This is a genomic window from Sorangium sp. So ce124, assembly GCF_051525235.1.
Lineage (GTDB): Bacteria > Myxococcota_A > Polyangia > Polyangiales > Polyangiaceae > Sorangium > Sorangium atrum.
Genome location: NZ_CP150312.1, coordinates 12,898,378 through 12,918,822, shown reverse-complemented (window position 1 = coordinate 12,918,822; position 20,445 = coordinate 12,898,378). Strand labels below are relative to the sequence as shown.

Here is a 20,445-nt window from a genome sequence, read left to right as displayed (position 1 = left end):
AGAGTGTCTGGGGAACGAGGCGGCGCACAGCCCTCCTGCTCCCGGTCCAGCCCATGCCCACGTCTCCCCACACCTCGTTCGTCGACCGGCTCCTCACCGAGCTCCCGTGCCTCCTGCGCGCGGCGCGCCGCCTGACGCGCTCGGAGCAGGACGCCGAGGATCTGGCGCAGGCGACGGTCGTGCGCGCGATCGAGCGGCACACCGACCTGCGCGACGAGGATCGCATGCGCTCGTGGCTGCTCCGCATCGAGCGATCGGTGCTGCTCAACGCGACGCGCGGCGCGCGGCAGCGGCTCGAGGTGATCGAGGGCGGCCGCGGCGCCGAGTCGGTGCCGGAGCCGCAGGGAGATCTGGAGGCGGAGCTGCTCGAGCGCGGCTTCGCGGACGAGGTCGAGCGCGCGCTCGCGCGCTTGCCCCCGGAGTGGCGCGAGGCGCTGCTCCTGCGGGAGGTCGAGGAGCTCTCCTACGAGGAGATCGCGGATCTCCAGGGGTGCCCGGTGGGCACGGTACGATCACGGCTCGCGAGGGCGCGGCTCGCGCTCGTCGAGGGCCTCTCCGAACGATGCGAGGAGACGTCATGGCAGGGTGCAACCGCGAGTGGTTCGAGAACATTTCGGCGTGGCACGACGACGAGGTGACGCCCGAAGACGCGGCGCGGATCGAGGCGCACGTCGCTAGCTGCGGGCCCTGCCGGCGCGCCGCGGAGGTCCTCGGCGGCGTGCGGCGCGCGCTCGTCGCCAAGGCGGACGGGGAGGTCCCGGAGCGCCTGCGCGATCGGGCGGAGGCCGCCGCGCGGAACGCGCGCGCGCGGCGCCGCGGCCCCTGGGCGATCACGGCCGCCCTCGCCGCGGTCGCGGCGGCCGCCGCGCTGGTCGTCGGCAGCCCGAGCCGGGGCGTGAGCGCGGCGATGGCCGACGAGCTCGTGAGCCACCACGTGCGGGGCTTCGCGCGCGAGCGCCCGTGCGACTTCGAGTCCTCCGATCCGGGCGCCGTCGCCGGGTGGCTCGAGGGGAAGCTCGGCTACGCGGTGACCGTCCCGCCGGTGTCCGGCGCCCGGCTGCTCGGGGCGCGCCTCTGCCAGATCGGCGGCACACGCACGGCGGCGCTCATGTATGAGAGCGGGGACAAGCCGCTCACGGTGTTCGTGCCGCCGCCCGGCTCCGGCGCCGCGACGGCGGCGCGCGCGCTCGCGGGGCGCAGCGTGGGGTGCACCCAGGGGCCGCTCGGCAACGCGATCTGCGCGAGGAGCGTGGAGCAGCCGGTGCTCGCGGTGGCTGAAGTGGACGCAGCGGCGCTCGCGCCGGCGCTTTTCGGGCGCTGATCCCGTCGATCTCGAGGACCCATGATGACGATCGGTTCATTGCTGACGCTCTTCGGCGCGGGGCTGCTGACGTTCGCGTCGCCCTGCGTGCTCCCGATGCTCCCCGTCTACCTGTCGGCCCTCGGCGGCGCCGGGGCGCTCGGCGGTCCGGACCCCGCGGCGGCGAAGCGCGGCGTGCGCCTCGCCGGTGTCGGCTTCGCGATCGGCCTCGCGATCGTGCTCGTCGCGCTCGGCGCCGGCGCCTCGGCGATCGCGGCGGTCCTCGCGCCCCACCGGCGCGCCTTCACCGTCGTGTCCGGCGTGATCCTGGCGCTCTTCGGCGCGAAGCTCCTCGGCGTGCTGCGCCTCCCATGGCTGGAGCGCGAGGCGCGCCCGCTCCTCTCCCGCCTCCCGAGCGCGGGCGGCTTCTGGGGGGGCATGCTCTTCGGGATCGCCTTCGCGGCGGGGTGGACGCCGTGCGTCGGCCCGGTGCTCGGCGCCGCGCTGACCTATTCGGCCAGCGCGGGCGCGAGCCCGCTCACCGGCGCGATCCAGCTCGGCGCTTACGCCGCGGGCCTCGCCGCGCCGCTCGTCGCCGCGGCCTTCGTCGGGCCGGCTGCCGTAGAGCTCGCGCGCCGCGTGATGCCGGCCACGCCGGCCCTCCAGCGCCTGACGGGGGCGCTGCTCATGGCCGCCGGGATCGCGGTCGCTGCCGGCCGTCTGGACGCCCTCTCGCCGGCGCCCGCGGCGGCCCTGGACGCGGGCGCGCCCTGCGAGGTCGGCCCCGCCGGCGCGTGCGCGGCCCCGGAGGGCGCCGTGGCGCACGGCGACGTCGCGCTGCCCGAGGGGATGCCTCGGCTGCTCGAGTTCGAGAGCGCGCACTGCGCGGTGTGCGAGCGCATGGCGCCGCTCATGAAGGAGCTCGAGGCGCGCTGCGCCAGGGAGGACGGCACCGTCCTGCGCATCCAGGTCGACGACCCGCGCGGGCGGGCGCTCGCCGCCCGCTACGGCGTGCGCTTCGTGCCGACGTTCCTCAGCGTCGACGCCGCAGGGCAGGAGGTGGAGCGCGCCGTCGGCGAGCTGCCTGCCCAGCGGCTCGCGAGCCTCATCGGCGACGTCCGCGGCGAGGCGTGCCCCCCTGCCATGTGAGCCCCGACGGCGCGGCTAGGCTCCCGCGAGGCGCGCGCGCACCTTGGCCAGCACCGCGACGTCGGCGGGGGGAAAGAGCTCGTCCCGGAGATCGGCCGCCTCGGCCCAGCGCACGGCGGCGACGTCGAGCGCGGCGGGCGCGGGCGAGCCCTCGGCGAGGGCGGCGGCGTAGAAGAGGAGGAGCACCGGCTTCTTCGGATAGCGGTAATAGGTCACCTCGACGATGTCGCCGACCTGGGCCTCGACGCCGATCTCCTCGCGCAGCTCGCGGATCAGGGCGTCTCGCGGGTCCTCATCGGCCTCGACCTTGCCGCCGGGGAACTCCCACGCGCCCTCGAGGTGCGCGCCCGCCTTGCGCTGCGTGAGCAGGACGCGGCCGCGCTCGATGATGACGGCGGCGGCGACGAGGACGAGGGGAGGAGCGGGCTCGGGCGTGGCGGACATGGGCGCGTAGAATGTCGGCCGCGGCGCGCAAGACAAGGGCGAACGGCACGCTCGACGCTGCGCTTCCCTCCGGCGTCTTCATTGCCTTTCTGGGCTGGGATTTCTCACCCTCGGACTCGAGCTCCGGCGGCGGCGGGAGCGGGGGAGCGATCGGCAGCACCGGCACGACCGGGAGCACCTCCGGCACGCCAGCGCGGCCAGCCGCGCCCCGTCATCACGGCTCGTAGCTGGGCAGCTCGATCACGTAGGCGTCGACGGTATCCCCGTTGCCCCAGTCGCTCCCGAACACGGCGCGCGTGCCGCTGGGGCTGGGCACGGTGTGCGGCTCGGCCCAGTACGGCTCGGCGAGGTGGGTGTTCTCCTTGCCCCAGCTCCGGTGGCGGCCAATGCGGCAGACCTTGCCCGTGCTCGTGTCGGCGATCAGGTTTTCCATGTCGAGCACCCCTGCGCCCGACGCATCGCCGATCGACGACACGAAGACCCACCCCGGCTGCTTGTACGCCATCCCCGAGATGTGCCCTGTCGGGGGATAGGGCCACCCCGTCTCCGGGCCAATGACCACCTTCGAGGTGCCCTCCGCGAGATCCCATGTCACGAGGAGCCCGATGTCGTCGTTGCCGCCGGGGCCGGGATCATAGACAGCCCCGTTCCAGGTGTCGTGGCCGTTCACCATGCTCAGCGACGCGTGGCCGTACGGCTCCAGCAGGTCCAGCGTGCGCACCACGTTCAGCCGCGGATCGGTCACGCCGCCGCTGTCGCTCAGGAACGCGAGCGTGCCGCTCGGCGCGACCTGGGCGGGGTTCTCGTCGAACGCCTTCCTGGCGAGCACCGTATTCTGGCCGACATCATAGAGGAACACCTGATCGTCGCACGCGAGGCCGATGCGGTTCGAATCCCACGACATGAACAGCGGGTCGCTGCCCGCGCTCGCGCCGCCCGAGCAGAAATCGAACGTCGTCACGACCTCCTTCGTCCCGGCGCCGACGTGGTAACGGATGAAGTCCTTGTCGTCCACGTAGAACAGGACGTCGGGATCGGAGGTGTGCCAGTACACCTGCTCGATGTCCGCAGGCGAGATGTCGAGCGCCTCGATGAACTCGTATGTCTTGCCGTCGTAGAGCTGGTGCTCGCCGGCCGCGACCGAGAAGAGGATGAGCCTCGACTCGTCCGCGTTCCAGGCCGAGATGGTCGAGTACATCGGCTTGATGACCGGGTCGTTCCCGCCGCCCGGCGCGACCGCCGTGATCCGGCGGATCGTGGTGCCGAACTCGGCGTCCGTGACGGCCTCGCCGGGCGCCGGCTTGGCGAGCTCGGTCATCGGGCGCGCGTCCTTGTCGTGCACGAGGCCCGCGCAAAGATCGATCGGCTCGCCCGGGCCCGCGCCCCCCGCGCCGCCCACGCCCGAAGAGCCGCCCGTACCGGCGGCGCCCGTCCCCGCGGCGCCGCCGGATCCGGGCGTGCCTCCGGTCCTGCCGTCTCCGGCCGATGAGCCGCCGCCGGAGCAGGCGGCGAGGAAGGAAGAGGAGACAAGGAGGGTGACAGCGGCGCCGGCTCTCATGGGGTTTCCTTCGCGCGAGCCACGACGCGTGGCCGCGGCAGCATACCCCGAAGCAACGTCAGGCGTACGGGGCGCCGCAGGACGACGTCTGCACGCCGCTCACGGGCGTCGCCTGCCGGAATCGTGCTGGGTCATCCCACTGCGCCCCGCGAGTGTGGATCTAACTTGCTCATCCCGTGCGTGAATACGGCGAGGCTCCCTTCTGCACGTCATGCTACGTTGCGGAGATCAAGCTCCCTCCGCCCGCTGCGCAGTGATCACGAGGGGGCCCGGGGCTTCGGCCAGCCCCCCGATCGGACAATCAAATCATCGCTGGCCACGTCAACAACCTGGTGAACCCCTTGCGCGCACCCATCTTTCAGCTCGATGCATTCACCACGCGACGATTCACAGGGAACCCGGCGGCCGTCGTGGTTCTGCAGAATTTCCCCGAGGAATCGGTCATGCAGGCCGTCGCCGCAGAGAACAATCTGGCGGAGACAGCCTTCCTCGTGCGCGAGGACGCCGAGTACCGCCTGCGCTGGTTCACACCGATGACGGAGGTGCCGCTCTGCGGCCACGCCACGCTGGCGAGCGCGGCCGTGGTCATGGAGCGCCTGGAGCCCGCGCGCAGCCGGGTGATCTTCCATTCGGCGAGCGGGCCGCTCACCGTTACCAGGGCGAGCGCCGGTTACCTCATGAACTTCCCGGCGCGTTTTTCGGAGGCCGTGCCGCCTCCGCCTGGCCTGGCAGAGGCGCTGGGGCTCGCTCCTCTCGAAGTGCATGTCAATGCCTTCAACTACATGGCGGTCCTGGAAAGCGAGAGCGCTGTCCGGACCGTCGCGCCCGACATGGCGCGTGTGCGCCGCCTCGATCGCAGCGGGCTCATCGTGACCGCTGCGAGCAGCGGTGAGTATGATTTCGTGAGCCGCTACTTCGCTCCGGCGAAAGGCGTCCCGGAAGATCCGGTGACCGGGAGCGCTCACTGCATGCTCACCCCCTACTGGGCCAAACGACTGCACAAGAGTGAGTGTCGCGCCTTTCAGGCATCGCAGCGAGGTGGAGAAATGACGTGCCGGCTGCTCGGCGAGCGCGTCGAGATGGAGGGTGCCTGCGTCTTCTACATGGAAGGCGAGGTGGAATTCTGAAGCTCATGCGCTCGCATCGCTTGTTGCCGATCGGGTCACCCAAGAAGCCCATCCACGCGACGTCAAGACGCTTGCGGATGCCATAACCTTCGCCGGAGGAACGAGCGGCAGGCCGGCCGGTCGCCGGCCCGACCCGAGGCGCTCCCCGCGGCACGGGGAGCCCGGCCGCCCGCCGACCCCGGAGCCGCCCGGAGGCCGGAGCCGGAGAGCGAGCCCGCTTCCCTTTGCCGCCGAGGTGTGGGATGCGCCTGCCATGAGCGTCACGTACCGGGAAGCCGGGGTCGATATCGATGCAGGGGACGCGCTCGTCGAGCGCATCAAGCGGCTCGCGAAGCCGACGCGCATCCCCCCTCTGTGCCAACGTCGGTTGAGACAGGCTCCCCCTAGAAATCTGTGGTGAGAGGGCGGAGAATGGACCTGACTCGTGCCGAAGCCTTCCCATCTCCGATCCGTCGATCCTACCCCCGCCCCAGCGGCGCAGGGCGCTGCTCCCCGCCCGAGTGGCGTCGCCGTCGAGACCATGCCGAAGGCGGGCAAGAGGCGGAAGTTCTCGGCGGCGGAGAAGCTGCGCATCGTGCGCGAGGCGGCCGCGTGCACCCAGCGCGGGGACATCGAGGCGCTCCTGCGCCGTGAGGGCATCTACAGCTCCCTCCTGACGGCGTGGCGCAAGCAACTCGCCCTCCACGGCAGCGAGGCCCTCTCGGGGCGCAAGCCCGGCCGCAAGCCGAAGCAGGACGCGAAGGACCGGCGCATCGCCGAGCTCGAGAAGCGCTCGGCGCGGCTCGAGGAGAAGCTCGCGCTCGCTGAGAAGCTCATCGATCTTCAAAAAAAAGTCTCTTCCATTCTGGGCATCAACCTCACGAACGACGAAGAGCGCTGATGGACATCATCGAAGAGCTCGATGACCCGCACGTCTCCATCGCCCAGGCGTGTGCGGCACTCGGCGTCAGCCGCGCCACGCTCTACCGGCAGACCCAGCCCGCGAAGCTGCCCGCGCTGACCGGGCCCGCTCCGAGCCCACGCCGGCTCAGCGACCCCGAGCGGCAAGCCGTGCTCGACGTGCTGCACAGCGACGAGTTCGTCGACCAGCCCCCGCCGGAGGTCTACGCGACGCTGCTGTCGCGCGGCGTCTACCTCGCCTCCATCCGCACGATGTACCGCCTGCTCGCGGCGTCCCGCGAGAGCGGCGAGCGACGCGCGCAGCGTGGGCCGATGAAGCATGTCAAGCCGACCCTCACCGCCACGGCCCCCAACCAGATCTGGACGTGGGATATAACCAAGCTGCGCGGGCCGCTGCCCGGGGTCTTCTACTGCCTGTACGTCGTCCTCGACCTGTTCAGTCGCATGACCGTCGGCTGGCTGCTCGCTGAGCGCGAGAGCGCGGAGCTCGCCGAGCACCTCTTCGCAGAGACTGTCGCCCGCCACGGCGTCGAGCCCGGCTCGCTCACCGTGCACGCCGACCGCGGCTCCGCGATGAGGTCGGAGGGGCTCGCTCAGCTCCTCGGCTCGCTCGGCGTCGTTCGTAGCTTCAGCCGGCCTCACGTCAGCGATGACAACGCCTTCTCCGAGTCGCAGTTCAAGACGCTTAAATACCAGCCCGACTATCCGGACCGCTTTGCCTCGCTGGCTCATGCACGAGCGTGGTGCCAGGAGTTCTTCAGCTGGTATAACGACCTTCATCAGCATTCTGGCCTTGCGCTCTTCACACCTGCTGATGTATTCTACGGCCGCGTCGATGATATCGCGGCTCGGCGCCAGGTCGCCCTCGACACGGCCTACGCCGCGCATCCTGAACGCTTCCCGAACGGCCCGCCCGTCGTGCGCAGGCCGCCCGCTTCGGTAGCCATCAACCCGCTGTCCATCGACGACGACGCCTGCGCGGCCGCGGCGCCGCCGCACACGGGCACGACCAGCGACGCGCCCACCGCCGTGCCGCGGCCGCCCCGATCTCGACCGGTTGGGGCCCAGAGCCGGAACGCGCCCCTCGTCGCGATCCCCTCATAGGATTCTCGTCCGGCCTGTCTCAAACCCGTTGGCATTCTCCGCCCCGAGGTGCTCGCCGACGTGGGCGGCTTCGCCGGGCTGTGCGCGCTGCCGGGCGGGCTGTCCGAGCCGGTGCTGGTCAGCGGCACGGACGGGGTCGGCACCAAGCTGAAGGTGGCGTTCGCGACGGGCGTCCACGACACGGTCGGCATCGATCTCGTCGCGATGTGCGTGAACGACGTGCTGACCGTCGGCGCGCGGCCGCTGTTCTTCCTCGACTACTTCGCGACTGGCAAGCTCGACGTCGACGTGGGCGAGGCCGTGGTCCGCGGCATCGCCGAGGGCTGCAAGCAGGCCGGCTGCGCGCTGATCGGCGGCGAGACGGCCGAGCTGCCCGGTATGATCCGGGCGCGAGGCCGTCGAACCGCTAGATATCACGAATCCAAGACATCGGAATCATTGAAATCGGACCACCATTGTCGGTTTGACGAGATCGTCCGGATGCCTTCGCGGCCGAGCGCCTGCGACAGCTGCGTCCGGCTCTCGCTCCAAGCGCTGATAGCCACTGACTCCAGCCGCATCACCTCTCGTGCATTCTCGATCAACAGGAGTGCCCGCTCGCTGGTGTCGCAGCGAACCACACAGAACGAGATTCCAAGTGGAGCTATCAGCTCGCGGACCCAGAGGTCCTCCCCCTCATAGCTGGAGACGAGGCGGTCCGTACACTCAGGGACAGGTCGGAGTCCGAGCCGCTCCGCGATGAGCCCCCGCCGTAGGTGCGAATCCAGCGGGAAAGCCAGCTCGACGCGGAGTCGCTCGGCCTCCGCTAGACCGTCCTCCACCGCGAGGATCTCGAGCCATGTCCGGAGCTCGCCTGCCACAAAGTCCATCTGCTCAGGCATATTTGCGTACACCCAAAGTCCGCCTTCGCCGGACCACAGGATGAGCTTCCAGTCGTGCCATGCTCCCACGGCAACGAGCTGCAAGTCCTTCCACGACCAGAGCGGCCAGTGGACAAGGCGAAGGCCGGTCGGAAACGACTCCGCTACGCCTTCGAAATCGAGGAGCGACTGAGCTCGCTCTGGGAGCATCTCGCGCGGAAGCAGCCCCAGCCACAGTGCGCCGTCCGGCATCTCGTGCTCGCGAGGCATGACCACACAGCCTCCGCCCACGAGTCCACGTATGGACTCGACCAGCGCCGACGGCGCAGGGACCGGCGGCGCAGCGACGCAGACGGCCCCTTGGTCCTGCAGGTAGCGATCGAGCCGAGGCGAGCCGAGTGCCGGCGCGCGGCAGCGGTGCTGAGTCGCTTCCTCGCGGAGGATGTCGAGCCGTGCGACTGCTTGTTCCAGCACGAAATCGCCCTGAATCACGTGTTCATCAGTCACCCACACACGGCGCGAAGTGAAGGCGGACGCGTCCGTGTAGAGAGGAGCAGCCGTGGGCACCGATAGCTCTGGAAGCTCGCGCACAGCGACGCCAGCCCCCACGTCGAACACCGCCCGGGCACCTTCATGGGCACAGAACCGAAGCACGTCCCCGAGCACTGCCAGCGTGCGCGTGAAGATGCGCGGCTGCGCGACGACGACATCGTCCGCTCGAAGGAGCGAACCACCTTCTCCAGACGGTGAAAGCGAGAACTGCTCACTCAGTCGCGTCCAGAACGTCTGCGCGGCCCGACGACGGCGCACGACGAGCGAAGGCCAGAAAGCGTCAAAACAGTCCACGCTCGCCATCAGCGCCACATGGTCGCGCCACAGGCCGACACCGAGGCCACCAAAGGAGTCGAGGTAGAGCGCGCCCTTCCAACGATCCCACGCAAAGAGGCGGCGCTCACCGCGGCCCATCGAGGGCACCGTGCTGGGCGCGAGCGCGCGGGCAGCGGGGTAGCCGAATGCTGCCCCCCCGAGGAGCGGGAACCCACGGCGACCCGTCAGCTCAAAAAGCTCTTCGTCCTCGACGGGTGTCGGCGAATCCGGCCGAAGGCTCACGCCAGGAACGATGGGCGCCTGGCGGAGCTGCTCGCACGTCGCAGGAGACCATCGCTGCATCAGAGCTTCGTCCATCTCTTCCCGTCCCAATTCCAGGCACCAGGCTCGGCCGCTCTGCCTTCTTTGTTCATGAACATACCCTCCCTGGTCGGCGACTGTGTCCTGTTCGCCCCAGGCACCCATGATGGGCCGTAGTTCGGCCCTGTTGTGTTCTGAGAAGGGTTGCTGCCGCTCGTGAATCCCCCAGGAACCGTCTGCAGTCCCGGGGGAGGCAACCCTGCAAGGCTCCAGAGGCGGGGGACCGCCTGAGAGCAGTTGGGACATGCCTGCTCGAGCTGACTTTTATCACTTCCTCTGTATGATTTCACACCACCAACGCTCTCGAGCGCTTCTCCCAGGTGCTGCTGCCAGTTCTCATGACCTGGCCTGCACATCTTCCCCGTATCCTGCTCCCATTGCTTCAAATAGTCGCTCAGCGCCTTGGGTTCCGAACAAACATTCTGCGCGCCGCCGCTCTCGGAAGGACGTGCGTTGTTCGGAGCCAGCGCGGCCTCCACTGCGGGATGTAGGTCCGTAGAGCCCGCCCTACCGGAATTTGCGAACTTCGTCACATTGGCTTTCTTCCCGTTCTTCTTTAGATAGGAGCCAGTCACTTCCGTATGCATCTTGGAGAGACCGTTGAAATCCGAGAACTCGAGAGGCCACCCATCAACATACGCGTATGTCCGAAGGCTGCCCTCCAACCGGATGGGCTCCGGGCTCAGGTACAGCCCGGTCTCCGGGTCATAGTACCGGTACCGGTTGTAGTAGAGCTCCGTCTCCTCATCCGCGTACTGCCCCGGAAACCGCATGGGCGTCAGCCCGGCCTGCTCCCCCTCGACCTTGCCGAACAGCGACGCTTCGATTTCGCCCACGAGCCGTCCGTTTCCGCCCACCAGCGCCGCCGGCATCCCGTTCGGCGCCTCGACGTAGTACCGCACCTCGTCGCTGTCGCCCCGCCGCACCCGGTCCGCGAGCGGCGTCACCCCGTCCGGGAGCACCGCGTACGCGCGCTCTTCCACCACCGGCTCCCTGCCCGCTTCCCCGAACAGCTCGCGGATCTCGTGCACCAGCGCATCCCCGCTCCAGGTGTATCGCGTCACGCTCTCCACCACCCGATCGCGCCCCCGCTCCACCCGCTTCTCCAGCCGCCGCGCGAATGGGTCGTAGGCGAAGCGCACCACCCGCCCGTCCGGCAACCGCACCGCCTGGAGCAGATCGTCGTCGCCCCACTCGAAGTAAGCGACGCGCCCGCCCGGCAACCGCTTGCTGGTCATCCGCCCCCGCTCGTCGTACGCGAGCTCCGCGCCTCCCCGCCTCTTGAGCTGCCCGCCCGGCGCATACTGACGCAGCGTCGCGCTCTCGTAGAGCTGCCCGCTCGGCCCGTGGCGATACCCCTCGATCAGCTCCCGCCGCGCCCCGTCCACCCGCTCCCGCCCCACCACCCGACCCTGCGCATCGCGCAGGTACTCCACATACGCCCCGCCCGCCTCGCCGCTGCCCACCGCGCCGAGCTGCCCGGCCGCCGACCACCCGTAGCTCTGCGCGAACATCACCTCATGCGGCAGCGGCCCCACCCACGCTGGCTCGCCCGGTCGCATTGCGGGAGTCACGCTGGGGCCTGTCACCTGCACACCGGACGGGAGTGCATCTTGCGTCACCCCCTCCGCGATGCGCCCTCCCGCTGGCAGCACCCGGTCGAGGAGGTGGCCCGCTGGATCGTACGCCATCTGCATCTTCATCGTCTGCGCGCCGACGTCCCCGACAGCCACCGTCACTGGCCGCCCCACCACGTCGCGCGCGATCTCCATCCTCCCGAACGGCCCGCTCGTGCTCACCGCTTTGCCCAGCGCGTCGTGCGCCGTCTCCACCACCGTCCGCCGCCCGCCGCGCGTCACCGCCTCCCGAACCACCCGCCCGCGCGCGTCATAGGTGTACTCGCACGCCACCTCTCCGCTCGTCACGTATTCGACCCGACCGAGCAGGTCATAACCGAGGCTCTCCGTCCGGCCATCCGTGAAGCTCCGCTCCACGAGCCGGCCGCACGGGTCATAGACGAAGTCGACCGTACCAAGCCCATCCCGGATCTGCGTGATCCGCCCCATCACATCGTGCCGGTAATAGATGCGGCGCCCATCGAACGTCCGCTCCTCGTCGATCCGCCCCTCCCCGCGCCGCACGTACCGGTGCTCCTCGCCGGATTCGTTCACCACCCGCACCAGGTCCTGCTCCCGGTCGTAGAAGTACCGCACGGCGCTCCCGTCCGGCTTCACCACCTCGGTCACCACGCCGATCCCGCCCCATCGCAGCGCCGTCACCCGGCCGTCCGCGTCGGCTATCTCCGACAGGTTCCCGTCGACATCATAACCATACCAGTCCGTCGCCCCGCTCGGCCGGCGCACACGGAGTAGCCTTCCGCAGCCATCGTATCCATAGGATGTCTCCAGCCCGCGCTCGTCGACGAAGCTCGTCAGCCGCCCCAGAAAATCATAACGAATCTTCCGCCTCGCCCCGTCCGGCTCGATCACCTCGACACGATTGCCGAGCGCGTCATAGGCCATCCGCGTCACACCGCCGTTCGGCAGCGTCGCCTCGACGAGCAAGCCGCGCTCGTCGTAGCGGAAACCGACCACCGGCCCGAGCTCGTCCTCGACGGCCACCACATCGCCTCGCGCGTTCCGCTGGTAGCGCGCGAGTCCGCCCATGGCGTCGCGAACCTCCTCGATGAAGCCCCGCTCGTCGTATTCGTACACGGTTCTCGCGCCCATCGGATCCGTCACGACGCGCAGCCGGCCCAGGTCGTCTCGCTCGTAGCGCCATGCGTGCCCCAACGCGTCCCGATACACCAGCACGTTGCCCGTGGCGTCGAACGTGTAGGCGTGCATGCCGCCGTCCCACGCGACGCCGTTCACCTTGTCCAGCTGGTTGCCTTCAATCCGCCGTTTCGCGCGCGAGGTGATCACCTCGACGAAGTGGTCGTAATCGTCGATCTTGACGTGACAGAAGCCCTTGGCCCTCGTCTCGCCATCGTCCAGGGTGCCCGGCACGTCGCCATCGAGGGCGTCGTTGCCCTCGCGACGACACCATGCCTCCACGCAGCGGTCGTTGTCGCCATAGCGGAACTCCGCCACCAGCCCTCCCGGCTCGCGGCGCCGGACCAAGCGGTGCTGTTCGTCGTATTCATAGCGCTCCTCGCTGCCCGCCGCGTCGCGCGCCGAGACCAGATCTCCTCGATCGTCGTAAATATACGTGCGAAACGCTCGCCACCCTCCGCCCGGCGACTCGTCCTTCACCTCGAACGCGGCGATCCTCCCGTCCGCGTGCCGCCGCGCGCGGACCATCCGTCCAACCGCGTCGATCGCATGGGACAGGCGCCCTCGCTCGTACGAGAGCCGTATCTCGTTGTCGTACCGGTCCACGATGCGCGACAAGAGCCACCTGCTCTCCTGCCTCTCGCCGAACACGAGCAGCACGCCCTCGGCCTCGAGGGTGTAGCCGCCCTCGTGACGCCTCAACACGCCGCACGGCATCGGGACGGGACGGTCCGGCTCGGGGATCTCCGCCTCGGTCGGCGCCGCGTGAGGCTCCAGGACACGCAGCGTCCGCCGCCGCTCCTCGATCGCCCACGCCAGCGAGTGGCTCCACCCGAACCCGAGCCCGAGGTCCACGTCGCTCGTCTCGGAGGAGTAGCTCCGCTCGATCCGGAGCGGCAGGATCATCCCACCGAGCGCCAGATCCACGGCCTTCGCGGTGTAGACCCGCCCCGTCATCGGATCGACCGGATCCCCGGCCGATGTGCCGCCCCCGCGCCCGTGCGACGGATTCGGGCACCCGCCGCCGCTGCCCGGCCCGCAGGTGCCCGCGTTCTTGCCGCCGCCTCGCGGCCCTTTGCCGCCGCTCTTGCCGCCCGCCCCCTGGTCGCCGCCGCGGCCCCGCCCTCCGCGGCCGCGGCCGCCGCCTCCGCCGCCCCCGCCACCCAGGATGAATGTGCCGGGGTTCATGCCGGGAATCGCGGGGATGTTCGGGACCGGCGCCGTTCGTGCCATGGCGGCCATAGTCGATAGGCACACCCCGCGCTGTCAAGCCGGGCAGCCTCTGTGCGACGCAGATCTGGAACCGGCGATAGCGGCGTTGAGGGAATGACCCGCGTCCGGCATGCGGGACCGCGGCTCGCCGCGCCGAACTGGCACGCGATCGACCGCTGTTCAGGCTCGCTCGACGGCTGCACCGAAGTCGCGGCGGGCTTATCCTCGCCCATCTCGGTTTCAACTCCGTGATCGTGCGTCGCGAGCGCAGGTCTCGCCCGATCGCCTCGTCACTGCTGGAGGATCGGCGTGAGCAACGCGAGCAGGCCCGAGTTCCTCGCGTGCGTGCGCTCGTCTTGCTTGCCCAGAATCATGGCAACAGCCTCGAGCAGGCGCCCCTGGCCTTTGGCGCGCGCGGCACGCACCCCTGACCCTACAAAAAACGCGGTCTGGTGGCTCCATCAGGCTGCAACCTCGCAAGAGCCGGGTGGCAGCCCGACGCTACAGCCTCGTGCAAACCAGGGCCGCCAGCTCCACTCGCCGGAGGCGGCCTCCGCGCCCGGCGAAAGATCGAGCTTACGGACGCCGCAGATCCCTGTAGCATGGTTCACATATGCGGGCAAATCAGCGGTCATGGCTGCGGCGGACGAGCGGCGCACCCGGCAGACCGACGATGACGGTACGAGCAAACCGTCCCCCCCCAGCTTGCTCGCGGAGGGGCCGCCAGAACACCGGCCCCTCCGCGAGCAAGCTGGAAGGAATTCGGCGGCCCTGTATTCAACCTGGCTTGGAGGCTCGGGATCGTTCGGGCGAACTGGTCCGGTAAGGCATCCTTCGCACGCCATGAAAAACTGATAGGACCCAACAATTCATTCAAGCGAAACCCGCCCTACAGAACGGCTCAATCCAGGCGTTAGCCAGGCAGCTACACCAATGCGAAAGAAGTCACTGCAAGCCATCAATTTCGACAAATTTAGCGAGCGAATGAACTCCGAATCTGACAGGGCCTGCGCGGTACTTGGCGCCGCGCTGCTCGATGCCAAGCTGGAGACGCTGTTCCATCGACACCTTCGAAGCTTCCACGAAGAGCTCCTTGGCGCAAGCCGCCCTATCGGATCCTTTAGCACGCGGATTCAATTGGCAAACGCACTGGCGCTTATCAGCGACGATGCCCGCGCAGACTTGGACACCATCCGCGTCATTCGAAACAATTTTGCTCACAGCTTCGATTACGAACTCGGTTTCGACGACCAGTCCATCACAGATCGTTGCACAAACCTAAGAACAGCCAAGGCTTACATTGACGGCTTTGATTTCGCCGCGGCCGCACCGCACCGCACCGCAAGTTGAGTGCCATGGCAATCCACGCAATACGTGATCGTTTCAGGGCTCCTCGCTGGCGGTATCAGCTTTCGGTTGATTTCTTGGCACAGTACTTGGACGAGATCGCGACGGGCACTCCAAACTATGCGGGTTCGGACCTGCTTGCCGAGGTTCGGGCCATCAGCGCGAACACCGGGTTGAACTAGGGGCGCAAGGGAGTGTTCAACCGCCGGCCGTCACAGAAGCGGCGCAGGAAGCCCCCTCGTCGTGTGATGCTGGCGAACATGGCTTTGCAGCCTTCTGGCCCCTTGCCGCCTGCTCACCGTCGCGACCCGTGCCCTCCCCGACCATGGCCACCGTCTCCGCGCCAAGGATGAACGCGCCCGGATTCATGCCAGGAATCACGGGGATGCTCGGGACCGGGGCCGCGCGCGCCCTGCCGGCCATCGCCGAGAAGCGTTGCACGCGACGTACAGCGGCCCACCATCCTCCCCGCGCTGCCCAGCCAGCCGGCCGTCCTGGCGAGGCTGCTCAGCAGAGGCGAGCCGGACGACCTCGGATGCCGCCCCGAGAGCGAGCCCGCTTCCCTTTGCCGCCGAGGTGTGGGATGCGCCTGCCATGAGCGTCACGTACCGGGAAGCCGGGGTCGATATCGATGCAGGGGACGCGCTCGTCGAGCGCATCAAGCGGCTCGCGAAGCCGACGCGCATCCCCGAGGTGCTCGCCGACGTGGGCGGCTTCGCCGGGCTGTGCGCGCTGCCGGGCGGGCTGTCCGAGCCGGTGCTGGTCAGCGGCACGGACGGGGTCGGCACCAAGCTGAAGGTGGCGTTCGCGACGGGCGTCCACGACACGGTCGGCATCGATCTCGTCGCGATGTGCGTGAACGACGTGCTGACCGTCGGCGCGCGGCCGCTGTTCTTCCTCGACTACTTCGCGACTGGCAAGCTCGACGTCGACGTGGGCGAGGCCGTGGTCCGCGGCATCGCCGAGGGCTGCAAGCAGGCCGGCTGCGCGCTGATCGGCGGCGAGACGGCCGAGCTGCCGGGGATGTACGCGGACGGCGAGTACGACCTCGCCGGGTTCGCCGTGGGCGTCGTCGAGCGCTCGCGCATCCTCGACGGCAAGCGGATCGCGGTCGGCGATGCGGTCATCGGCGTGGCGTCGAGCGGGCTGCACTCGAACGGCTTCTCGCTCGCGCGGCGCGTGCTCGAGAAGGAGATGGGCCTCACGATGAGCGACCGCGTGGCCGATCTCGGCGGCACCGTGGGCGAGGCGCTGCTGACGCCGACCCGGATCTACGCCCGCGCGATCACGGCGCTCCTCGCGGCCTGCGGCGACGCGGTCCGGGGGCTGTCGCACATCACGGGCGGCGGCCTGCCGGGGAACCTGCCGCGCGTGCTGCCGGACGGGCTGGGCGCGCGGCTCGACCTCGGCTCCTACCAGCGGCCGGCGGTGTTCCAGGTGCTCCAGCGCGGCGGCCCCGTGGAGGAGGCCGAGATGCGGCGCACGTTCAACCTCGGCGTCGGGCTTGTCGCGGTCGTCGAGAAGGGCGCCGCGGACCGGGCCATCGAGACGCTCGCGAAGAGCGGCGAGCAGGCCTGGGTGCTCGGCGAGGTCCTGTCGGTCGGCGACGTGCCGTTCGAGGAGCGCGTGCTGTTCGGATGAGAGGGCCGGCGAGGGCGACGCGCGGCGCGCGGGCCGCGCAGCGCGAGACAACCGGGCGGGCCCGGATGCGCTGAGCGACCGCGCGGGACGCGCGGCGCGAGCTCAGCCGCCTTCGAGCCTCGATCGCAGCTTCTTGATCGCCTCGTCGATCGCCCGGTTCGTCTTGTAACAGGGCCTCACCGTCGTCTCGAGCACGACCAGGGTGCGATCGTCGCCCTCCGAGACGGCGCGCTCGAGGAACGGGAGCTTCTCGCCGCACGTGGCGTCGCGCAGCTCGAAGGAGATCCGGAGCGCAGGGGTCCCGCGGGCCGCGATCTCCGGATCCCGCAGCAGCTTCGCGGCCCGGGTGGCCGGCGTGGAGCGGCCGCGGGTCTCGACGATCTCGTAGAGCACGTCGATCCCCGCCGTCCCGAAGCGGCTCGAGAGCGCGTCGAAGACCTTGTCGGCGTGCTCCTCGCCCGTCTTCGCGATGGCGATGGCCACGTTGCGCGCCGCGATCGCGAGCGCGCGCTCGCGGAGCGCCGTCGGATCGTGCTCCGCGAGCTTCTGGATCGCGTCGGCGGCCTTCACCCACCGGCGCGCCCTGACAGCGTCGGTGAGCGCCTTCCGGGCCGCTTCATCCGGCGGAGGCTCGGCCGGCGCATCGGGCGCCGCCGACGCAGCGGCCTCGGGCGCCGGCGCCGTGGGCGCGGGTGCCTCGGGGACGGCGGTGTCTGCCGGGGCCGGCTCGCTCGTGGCGAGCGCGCTCGCGGGAGGCCTCGCGGGGCCGAGCTGGGGCTCCGGCTCGGGCGGGGCGCGCCCACCGCCGGCGAGCGCCGCGATCACGGCCGCCGCAAGGATGCCGCCGCCCAGGTACGGGGCCAGCCGGCCGATGCGGCCGCCGAGTCCTTCGTGACCCAGCCGCGACGCGCGAGCTTCCCGGGCTTCCCGCTTTCGCCTGGCCTTCTCCTCGCGCTCGCGCGCGGCGCGCTCCGCCTCCTCGGCGAGCTTCCGCTTGGCCTCTTCCTCGCGCTCCCGGGCGACGCGCTCTGCCTCGGCGGCCTCCAGCTCCCGCAACAGCGTCGGGGCGAAGGCTGGCCGCGAGCCGCTCATCCGCTCGGACGTCGGCTCCGAGATGGGCGCCGCCTCCTCTGCGGGCGGCTCGTCCTGCGGCGGCTGCGCCTCCACGGACGGCGCGGGCGATGGCGATGACGCCGGCTCCGCGCTCGCCCCTGACGGCGGCTTCGACGACGCCGGCTTCGCTACGGATGCCGACTCCGCAGCGGACGCGGACAGCGGCTCCGATGACGCATGCTCCGCTGCGGGCGACGGCGGCTTCGATGGCGAACTCTCCGCCGACGGCGGCTTCGATGGCGAACTCTCCGCCGCAGACGACGACGGCGGCTTCGACGACGCCGGCTTCGCGACGGACGCCGGCTCCACAGCGGACGCGGACGGCGGCTTCGATGACGCGCGCTCCGCCGCAGGCGACGACGGCGGCTTCGATGGCTCACGCTCCGCTGACGGCGGCTTCGATGACGCAGGTTCCGCCGCAGACGACGACGGCGGCTTCGACGACGCCGGCTTCGCGACAGACGCCGGCTCCACAGCGGGCGCGGACGGCGGCTTCGATGACGCACGCTCCGCTGACGGCGGCTTCGATGGCGCAGGTTCCGCCGCAGACGACGGCGGCTTCGATGACGCACGCTCCACAGCGGACGCGGACGGCGGCTTCGATGACGCACGCTCCGCTGACGGCGGCTTCGATGGCGAGCTCTCCGCCGAAGGCGACGACGGCGGCTTCGATGGCGCCTGCTCCGCTCCAGGCGACGACGGCTCCTCCACGCCCGACGGCGATCGCTTCTTCGCCGAGGGCTCTACCGGACGACGCTCCGCCTGACCCGGCGACGACAATAGATCGTCCAGCGACAGTCGTAGGGAGCTCAGTCCCGTTGCCGCCGTCGCCACAGGCGCTTCGACGGACCGCGCTGACTCCCCAGGCAACGGAGCCGCTTCCGGCGACGGAGGCGTCGAGACCGGCCGCGCCGGCTCCGCCGGTGCCGCCGGCTCCTGCGACGGCGCCGCCGCATCGAGCATCTGCGACGGCTCGCGCGGCGGCCCCGGGTCATCGGCCCCGGAAGGAGCGCCACCGCCTGCAGCTTCGCGAGCGAAAGCGGCCTGGGCGATGAGCGCGGCGCCGCCTACCGTCGTCGGGCGCGCGTCCTCCGGCACGCTCGAGTCGTCGGCCGCGGAGGCAGCGTCAGCCCTGGCGACCTCCTGCGCGAAGGCGACCTGCGCCATGAACGCCGCGCCGCCCACCGCCGTCGGGCGCGAGTCGCGCGTCAGCTCGGCGACGAGGGTCGGCGTGTTGCGCACCGGCGTCGGCCGCGAGTGGCTGAGGGCGTCCTCGTCGTCTTCGTCGCCCTCCGGCAGCTCCGAGGCCGCCGCCCCTGCCGGCTCCACGGGCGCCGTCATCCCCGCCAGCTCCACGCTGTCCGCTCGGCCCTCCCCCGGCTCGCTCGACGCACGCGCTCGCGCTGCCTCCGGCGCGCCCGCGCCGCTCCCGGCCGGCGCCAGCGCGTCCGCGACGTCGTTCAGCGAGACAAGGCACGAATCCCCGAGGACGATCGCCGACGAGCCGCCGGCGCTCGCGTCGATCGCGCGCGACGGCGCGCTGGGCACGGGCGGCCGGTTGCTCGGCACACGCGCCGCGTCCGCGATCGCAGGCACCGACGTCATCTCCGCCCTCGATGACATCTCCCCCCTCGATGCCATCTCCGCCCGCGGCTCGTGCACGGCGATCCCCGACACGGAGCACGCGTCGTCGAGCGCCGCGATCAGCTCCGCCGCGGTCCCGAAGCGGGCGCGCGGATTCTTCTCGAGGAGGAGCCGCACGACCGCCTCGAGGGCGGGCGGGACCTCGACGCCGGGCGAGTGCGCGGCGATCGCCGGCACGGGCGCGCTCCGCTGCTGGTTGAAGAGCTCGACCGGATCCTTGGCCAGGAACGGGTGCTTGCCGGCCAGCATCTCGTAGAAGATCAGGCCCAGGGCGTAGAGATCGGCGCGCTCGTCGACGAAATCCATCCCGAGCGCCGACTCCGGGGCGAGGTAGGCGATGGTCCCGAAGATCACGCCCGCCGTGGTGAGCCGGACCGGGAGCGAGTCGGCCCCTGCCCGCGCGGACTCCGGCGACGCGACGGACCGGCGCAGCTGATCGACGCTCACCTTCGCGAGGCCGAAATCGATGAGCTTCACGAGGTCGCCCTGCGGCTCGACGACCATCACGTTGCGCGGCTTCACGTCGCGGTGGACGATGCCCATCGCGTGGGTCGCGTCGAGCGCGGCCGCGAGCTGCCTGGCGATCAGGGCGGCGCGCGCGGCGGGCACCGGCCCCCGCCGGATGATCTCGTGGAGCGTCGTGCCGCGCACGTACTCGAGGACCAGGAAGAACGACCCGTCCTCCGCCTCGCCGAAATCGGTCGCGGTCGCGACGTTCCGGTGCTCGATGTGGGCGCCGGCGATGGCCTCGCGCTCGAAGCGCTGCACGAGCTCGGGGAGCCGCTCGGTGTCGGGGTGCAGGATCTTGATCGCGACGCGCTTGTGCATGTGCACGTGCTCGCCGCGGTAGACCGCGCCCATGCCGCCCATCGCGATGACCTCGTCGATGCGGTAGCGCTTCGAGATCACCCGCCCGAGGTAGGACCTCGCCCGGTGCTTCGCGGCCTCGTCGGGGGTAAGGGTCGGCTCAGGCGGGCGTTCCGACATCGTGGCGCCGCCACCCTACCCCGAGCGGCGCGGCATTGGTAGGTGGCCGGCCAGAGGGGCCCGGCCCCGACGAGGCGGGAGCGCGCGCAGCCGCAAA

14 protein-coding genes and 1 pseudogene are annotated in these 20,445 nt (G+C 70.4%); 9 read left to right on the top strand and 6 right to left on the bottom strand.

The window, feature by feature from the left end; translation table 11 throughout:
* Positions 1-53 precede the first annotated feature (53 nt).
* Genes WMF19_RS48345 through WMF19_RS48335 form a run of 3 tightly spaced genes read left to right on the top strand, consistent with a single transcriptional unit; the run spans position 54 to position 2,449 of the window.
* A complete protein-coding gene (locus WMF19_RS48345; RefSeq protein WP_437896531.1) occupies positions 54-638 on the top strand; it encodes an RNA polymerase sigma factor in 585 nt (194 codons plus the stop codon).
* Complete coding sequence (locus tag WMF19_RS48340) at positions 578-1,321, top strand: zf-HC2 domain-containing protein (protein WP_437896530.1); 744 nt, start codon at positions 578-580, stop codon at positions 1,319-1,321. Before WMF19_RS48345 ends, WMF19_RS48340 begins: the two co-directional genes overlap by 61 nt.
* 21 nt (positions 1,322-1,342) lie before the next feature.
* Positions 1,343-2,449 carry a cytochrome c biogenesis protein/redoxin gene (locus tag WMF19_RS48335; RefSeq protein ID WP_437896529.1) on the top strand — a complete coding sequence of 369 codons (1,107 nt, stop codon included), beginning with the start codon at positions 1,343-1,345 and terminating at the stop codon, positions 2,447-2,449.
* A 15-nt stretch (positions 2,450-2,464) separates the two neighbouring features.
* Here WMF19_RS48335 and WMF19_RS48330 read toward each other — a convergent pair whose 3' ends face one another.
* A complete protein-coding gene (locus WMF19_RS48330) occupies positions 2,465-2,893 on the bottom strand; it encodes a (deoxy)nucleoside triphosphate pyrophosphohydrolase (RefSeq protein ID WP_437896528.1) in 429 nt (142 codons plus the stop codon).
* A 214-nt stretch (positions 2,894-3,107) separates the two neighbouring features.
* Positions 3,108-4,451: a hypothetical protein gene (locus WMF19_RS48325; RefSeq protein WP_437896527.1), complete on the bottom strand. Its 1,344-nt coding sequence runs from the start codon at positions 4,449-4,451 to the stop codon at positions 3,108-3,110.
* Positions 4,452-4,792: 341 nt separating this feature from the next.
* On the opposite strand from WMF19_RS48325, the gene WMF19_RS48320 reads away from it, so the two are divergent.
* The 4 genes and pseudogenes from WMF19_RS48320 to WMF19_RS48305 form a co-directional block, all read left to right on the top strand.
* Positions 4,793-5,578 (top strand): PhzF family phenazine biosynthesis protein, encoded by a 786-nt coding sequence (locus WMF19_RS48320; protein ID WP_437896526.1) that lies wholly within the window; start codon positions 4,793-4,795, stop codon positions 5,576-5,578.
* A gap of 520 nt (positions 5,579-6,098) precedes the next feature.
* The gene (locus WMF19_RS48315; RefSeq protein WP_437894792.1) at positions 6,099-6,458 is read left to right on the top strand and encodes a transposase; all 360 of its coding nucleotides are present in this window, start codon (positions 6,099-6,101) and stop codon (positions 6,456-6,458) included.
* On the top strand, positions 6,458-7,582 hold the full coding sequence (locus WMF19_RS48310) for an IS3 family transposase (RefSeq protein WP_437894791.1): 1,125 nt from the start codon (positions 6,458-6,460) through the stop codon (positions 7,580-7,582). The genes WMF19_RS48315 and WMF19_RS48310 overlap by 1 nt, the downstream gene beginning before the upstream one ends.
* A 39-nt stretch (positions 7,583-7,621) precedes the next feature.
* Positions 7,622-7,963: pseudogene (locus WMF19_RS48305) on the top strand (AIR synthase related protein); the annotation flags it as partial.
* Between the two features lie 32 nt (positions 7,964-7,995).
* Here the strand turns inward: WMF19_RS48305 and WMF19_RS48300 are convergent.
* The 3 genes from WMF19_RS48300 to WMF19_RS48290 all read right to left on the bottom strand — a co-directional run bounded on the left by WMF19_RS48300 (position 7,996) and on the right by WMF19_RS48290 (position 14,041).
* A complete protein-coding gene (locus WMF19_RS48300; RefSeq protein ID WP_437896525.1) occupies positions 7,996-9,627 on the bottom strand; it encodes a hypothetical protein in 1,632 nt (543 codons plus the stop codon).
* Positions 9,612-13,637 carry an RHS repeat-associated core domain-containing protein gene (locus tag WMF19_RS48295; protein WP_437896524.1) on the bottom strand — a complete coding sequence of 1,342 codons (4,026 nt, stop codon included), beginning with the start codon at positions 13,635-13,637 and terminating at the stop codon, positions 9,612-9,614. Before WMF19_RS48295 ends, WMF19_RS48300 begins: the two co-directional genes overlap by 16 nt.
* Before the next feature lie 269 nt (positions 13,638-13,906).
* Positions 13,907-14,041, bottom strand: coding sequence for a hypothetical protein (locus WMF19_RS48290; RefSeq protein WP_437896523.1), 135 nt, complete (start codon positions 14,039-14,041; stop codon positions 13,907-13,909).
* Positions 14,042-14,549: 508 nt separating this feature from the next.
* Between WMF19_RS48290 and WMF19_RS48285 the strand changes: the two genes are divergently transcribed.
* Positions 14,550-14,966, top strand: coding sequence for a hypothetical protein (locus tag WMF19_RS48285; protein ID WP_437896522.1), 417 nt, complete (start codon positions 14,550-14,552; stop codon positions 14,964-14,966).
* A 591-nt stretch (positions 14,967-15,557) separates the two neighbouring features.
* The gene (gene purM / locus WMF19_RS48280; protein ID WP_437896521.1) at positions 15,558-16,604 is read left to right on the top strand and encodes a phosphoribosylformylglycinamidine cyclo-ligase; all 1,047 of its coding nucleotides are present in this window, start codon (positions 15,558-15,560) and stop codon (positions 16,602-16,604) included.
* A gap of 102 nt (positions 16,605-16,706) precedes the next feature.
* Here purM and WMF19_RS48275 read toward each other — a convergent pair whose 3' ends face one another.
* Complete coding sequence (locus WMF19_RS48275) at positions 16,707-20,348, bottom strand: protein kinase domain-containing protein (RefSeq protein WP_437896520.1); 3,642 nt, start codon at positions 20,346-20,348, stop codon at positions 16,707-16,709.
* Positions 20,349-20,445 lie beyond the last annotated feature (97 nt).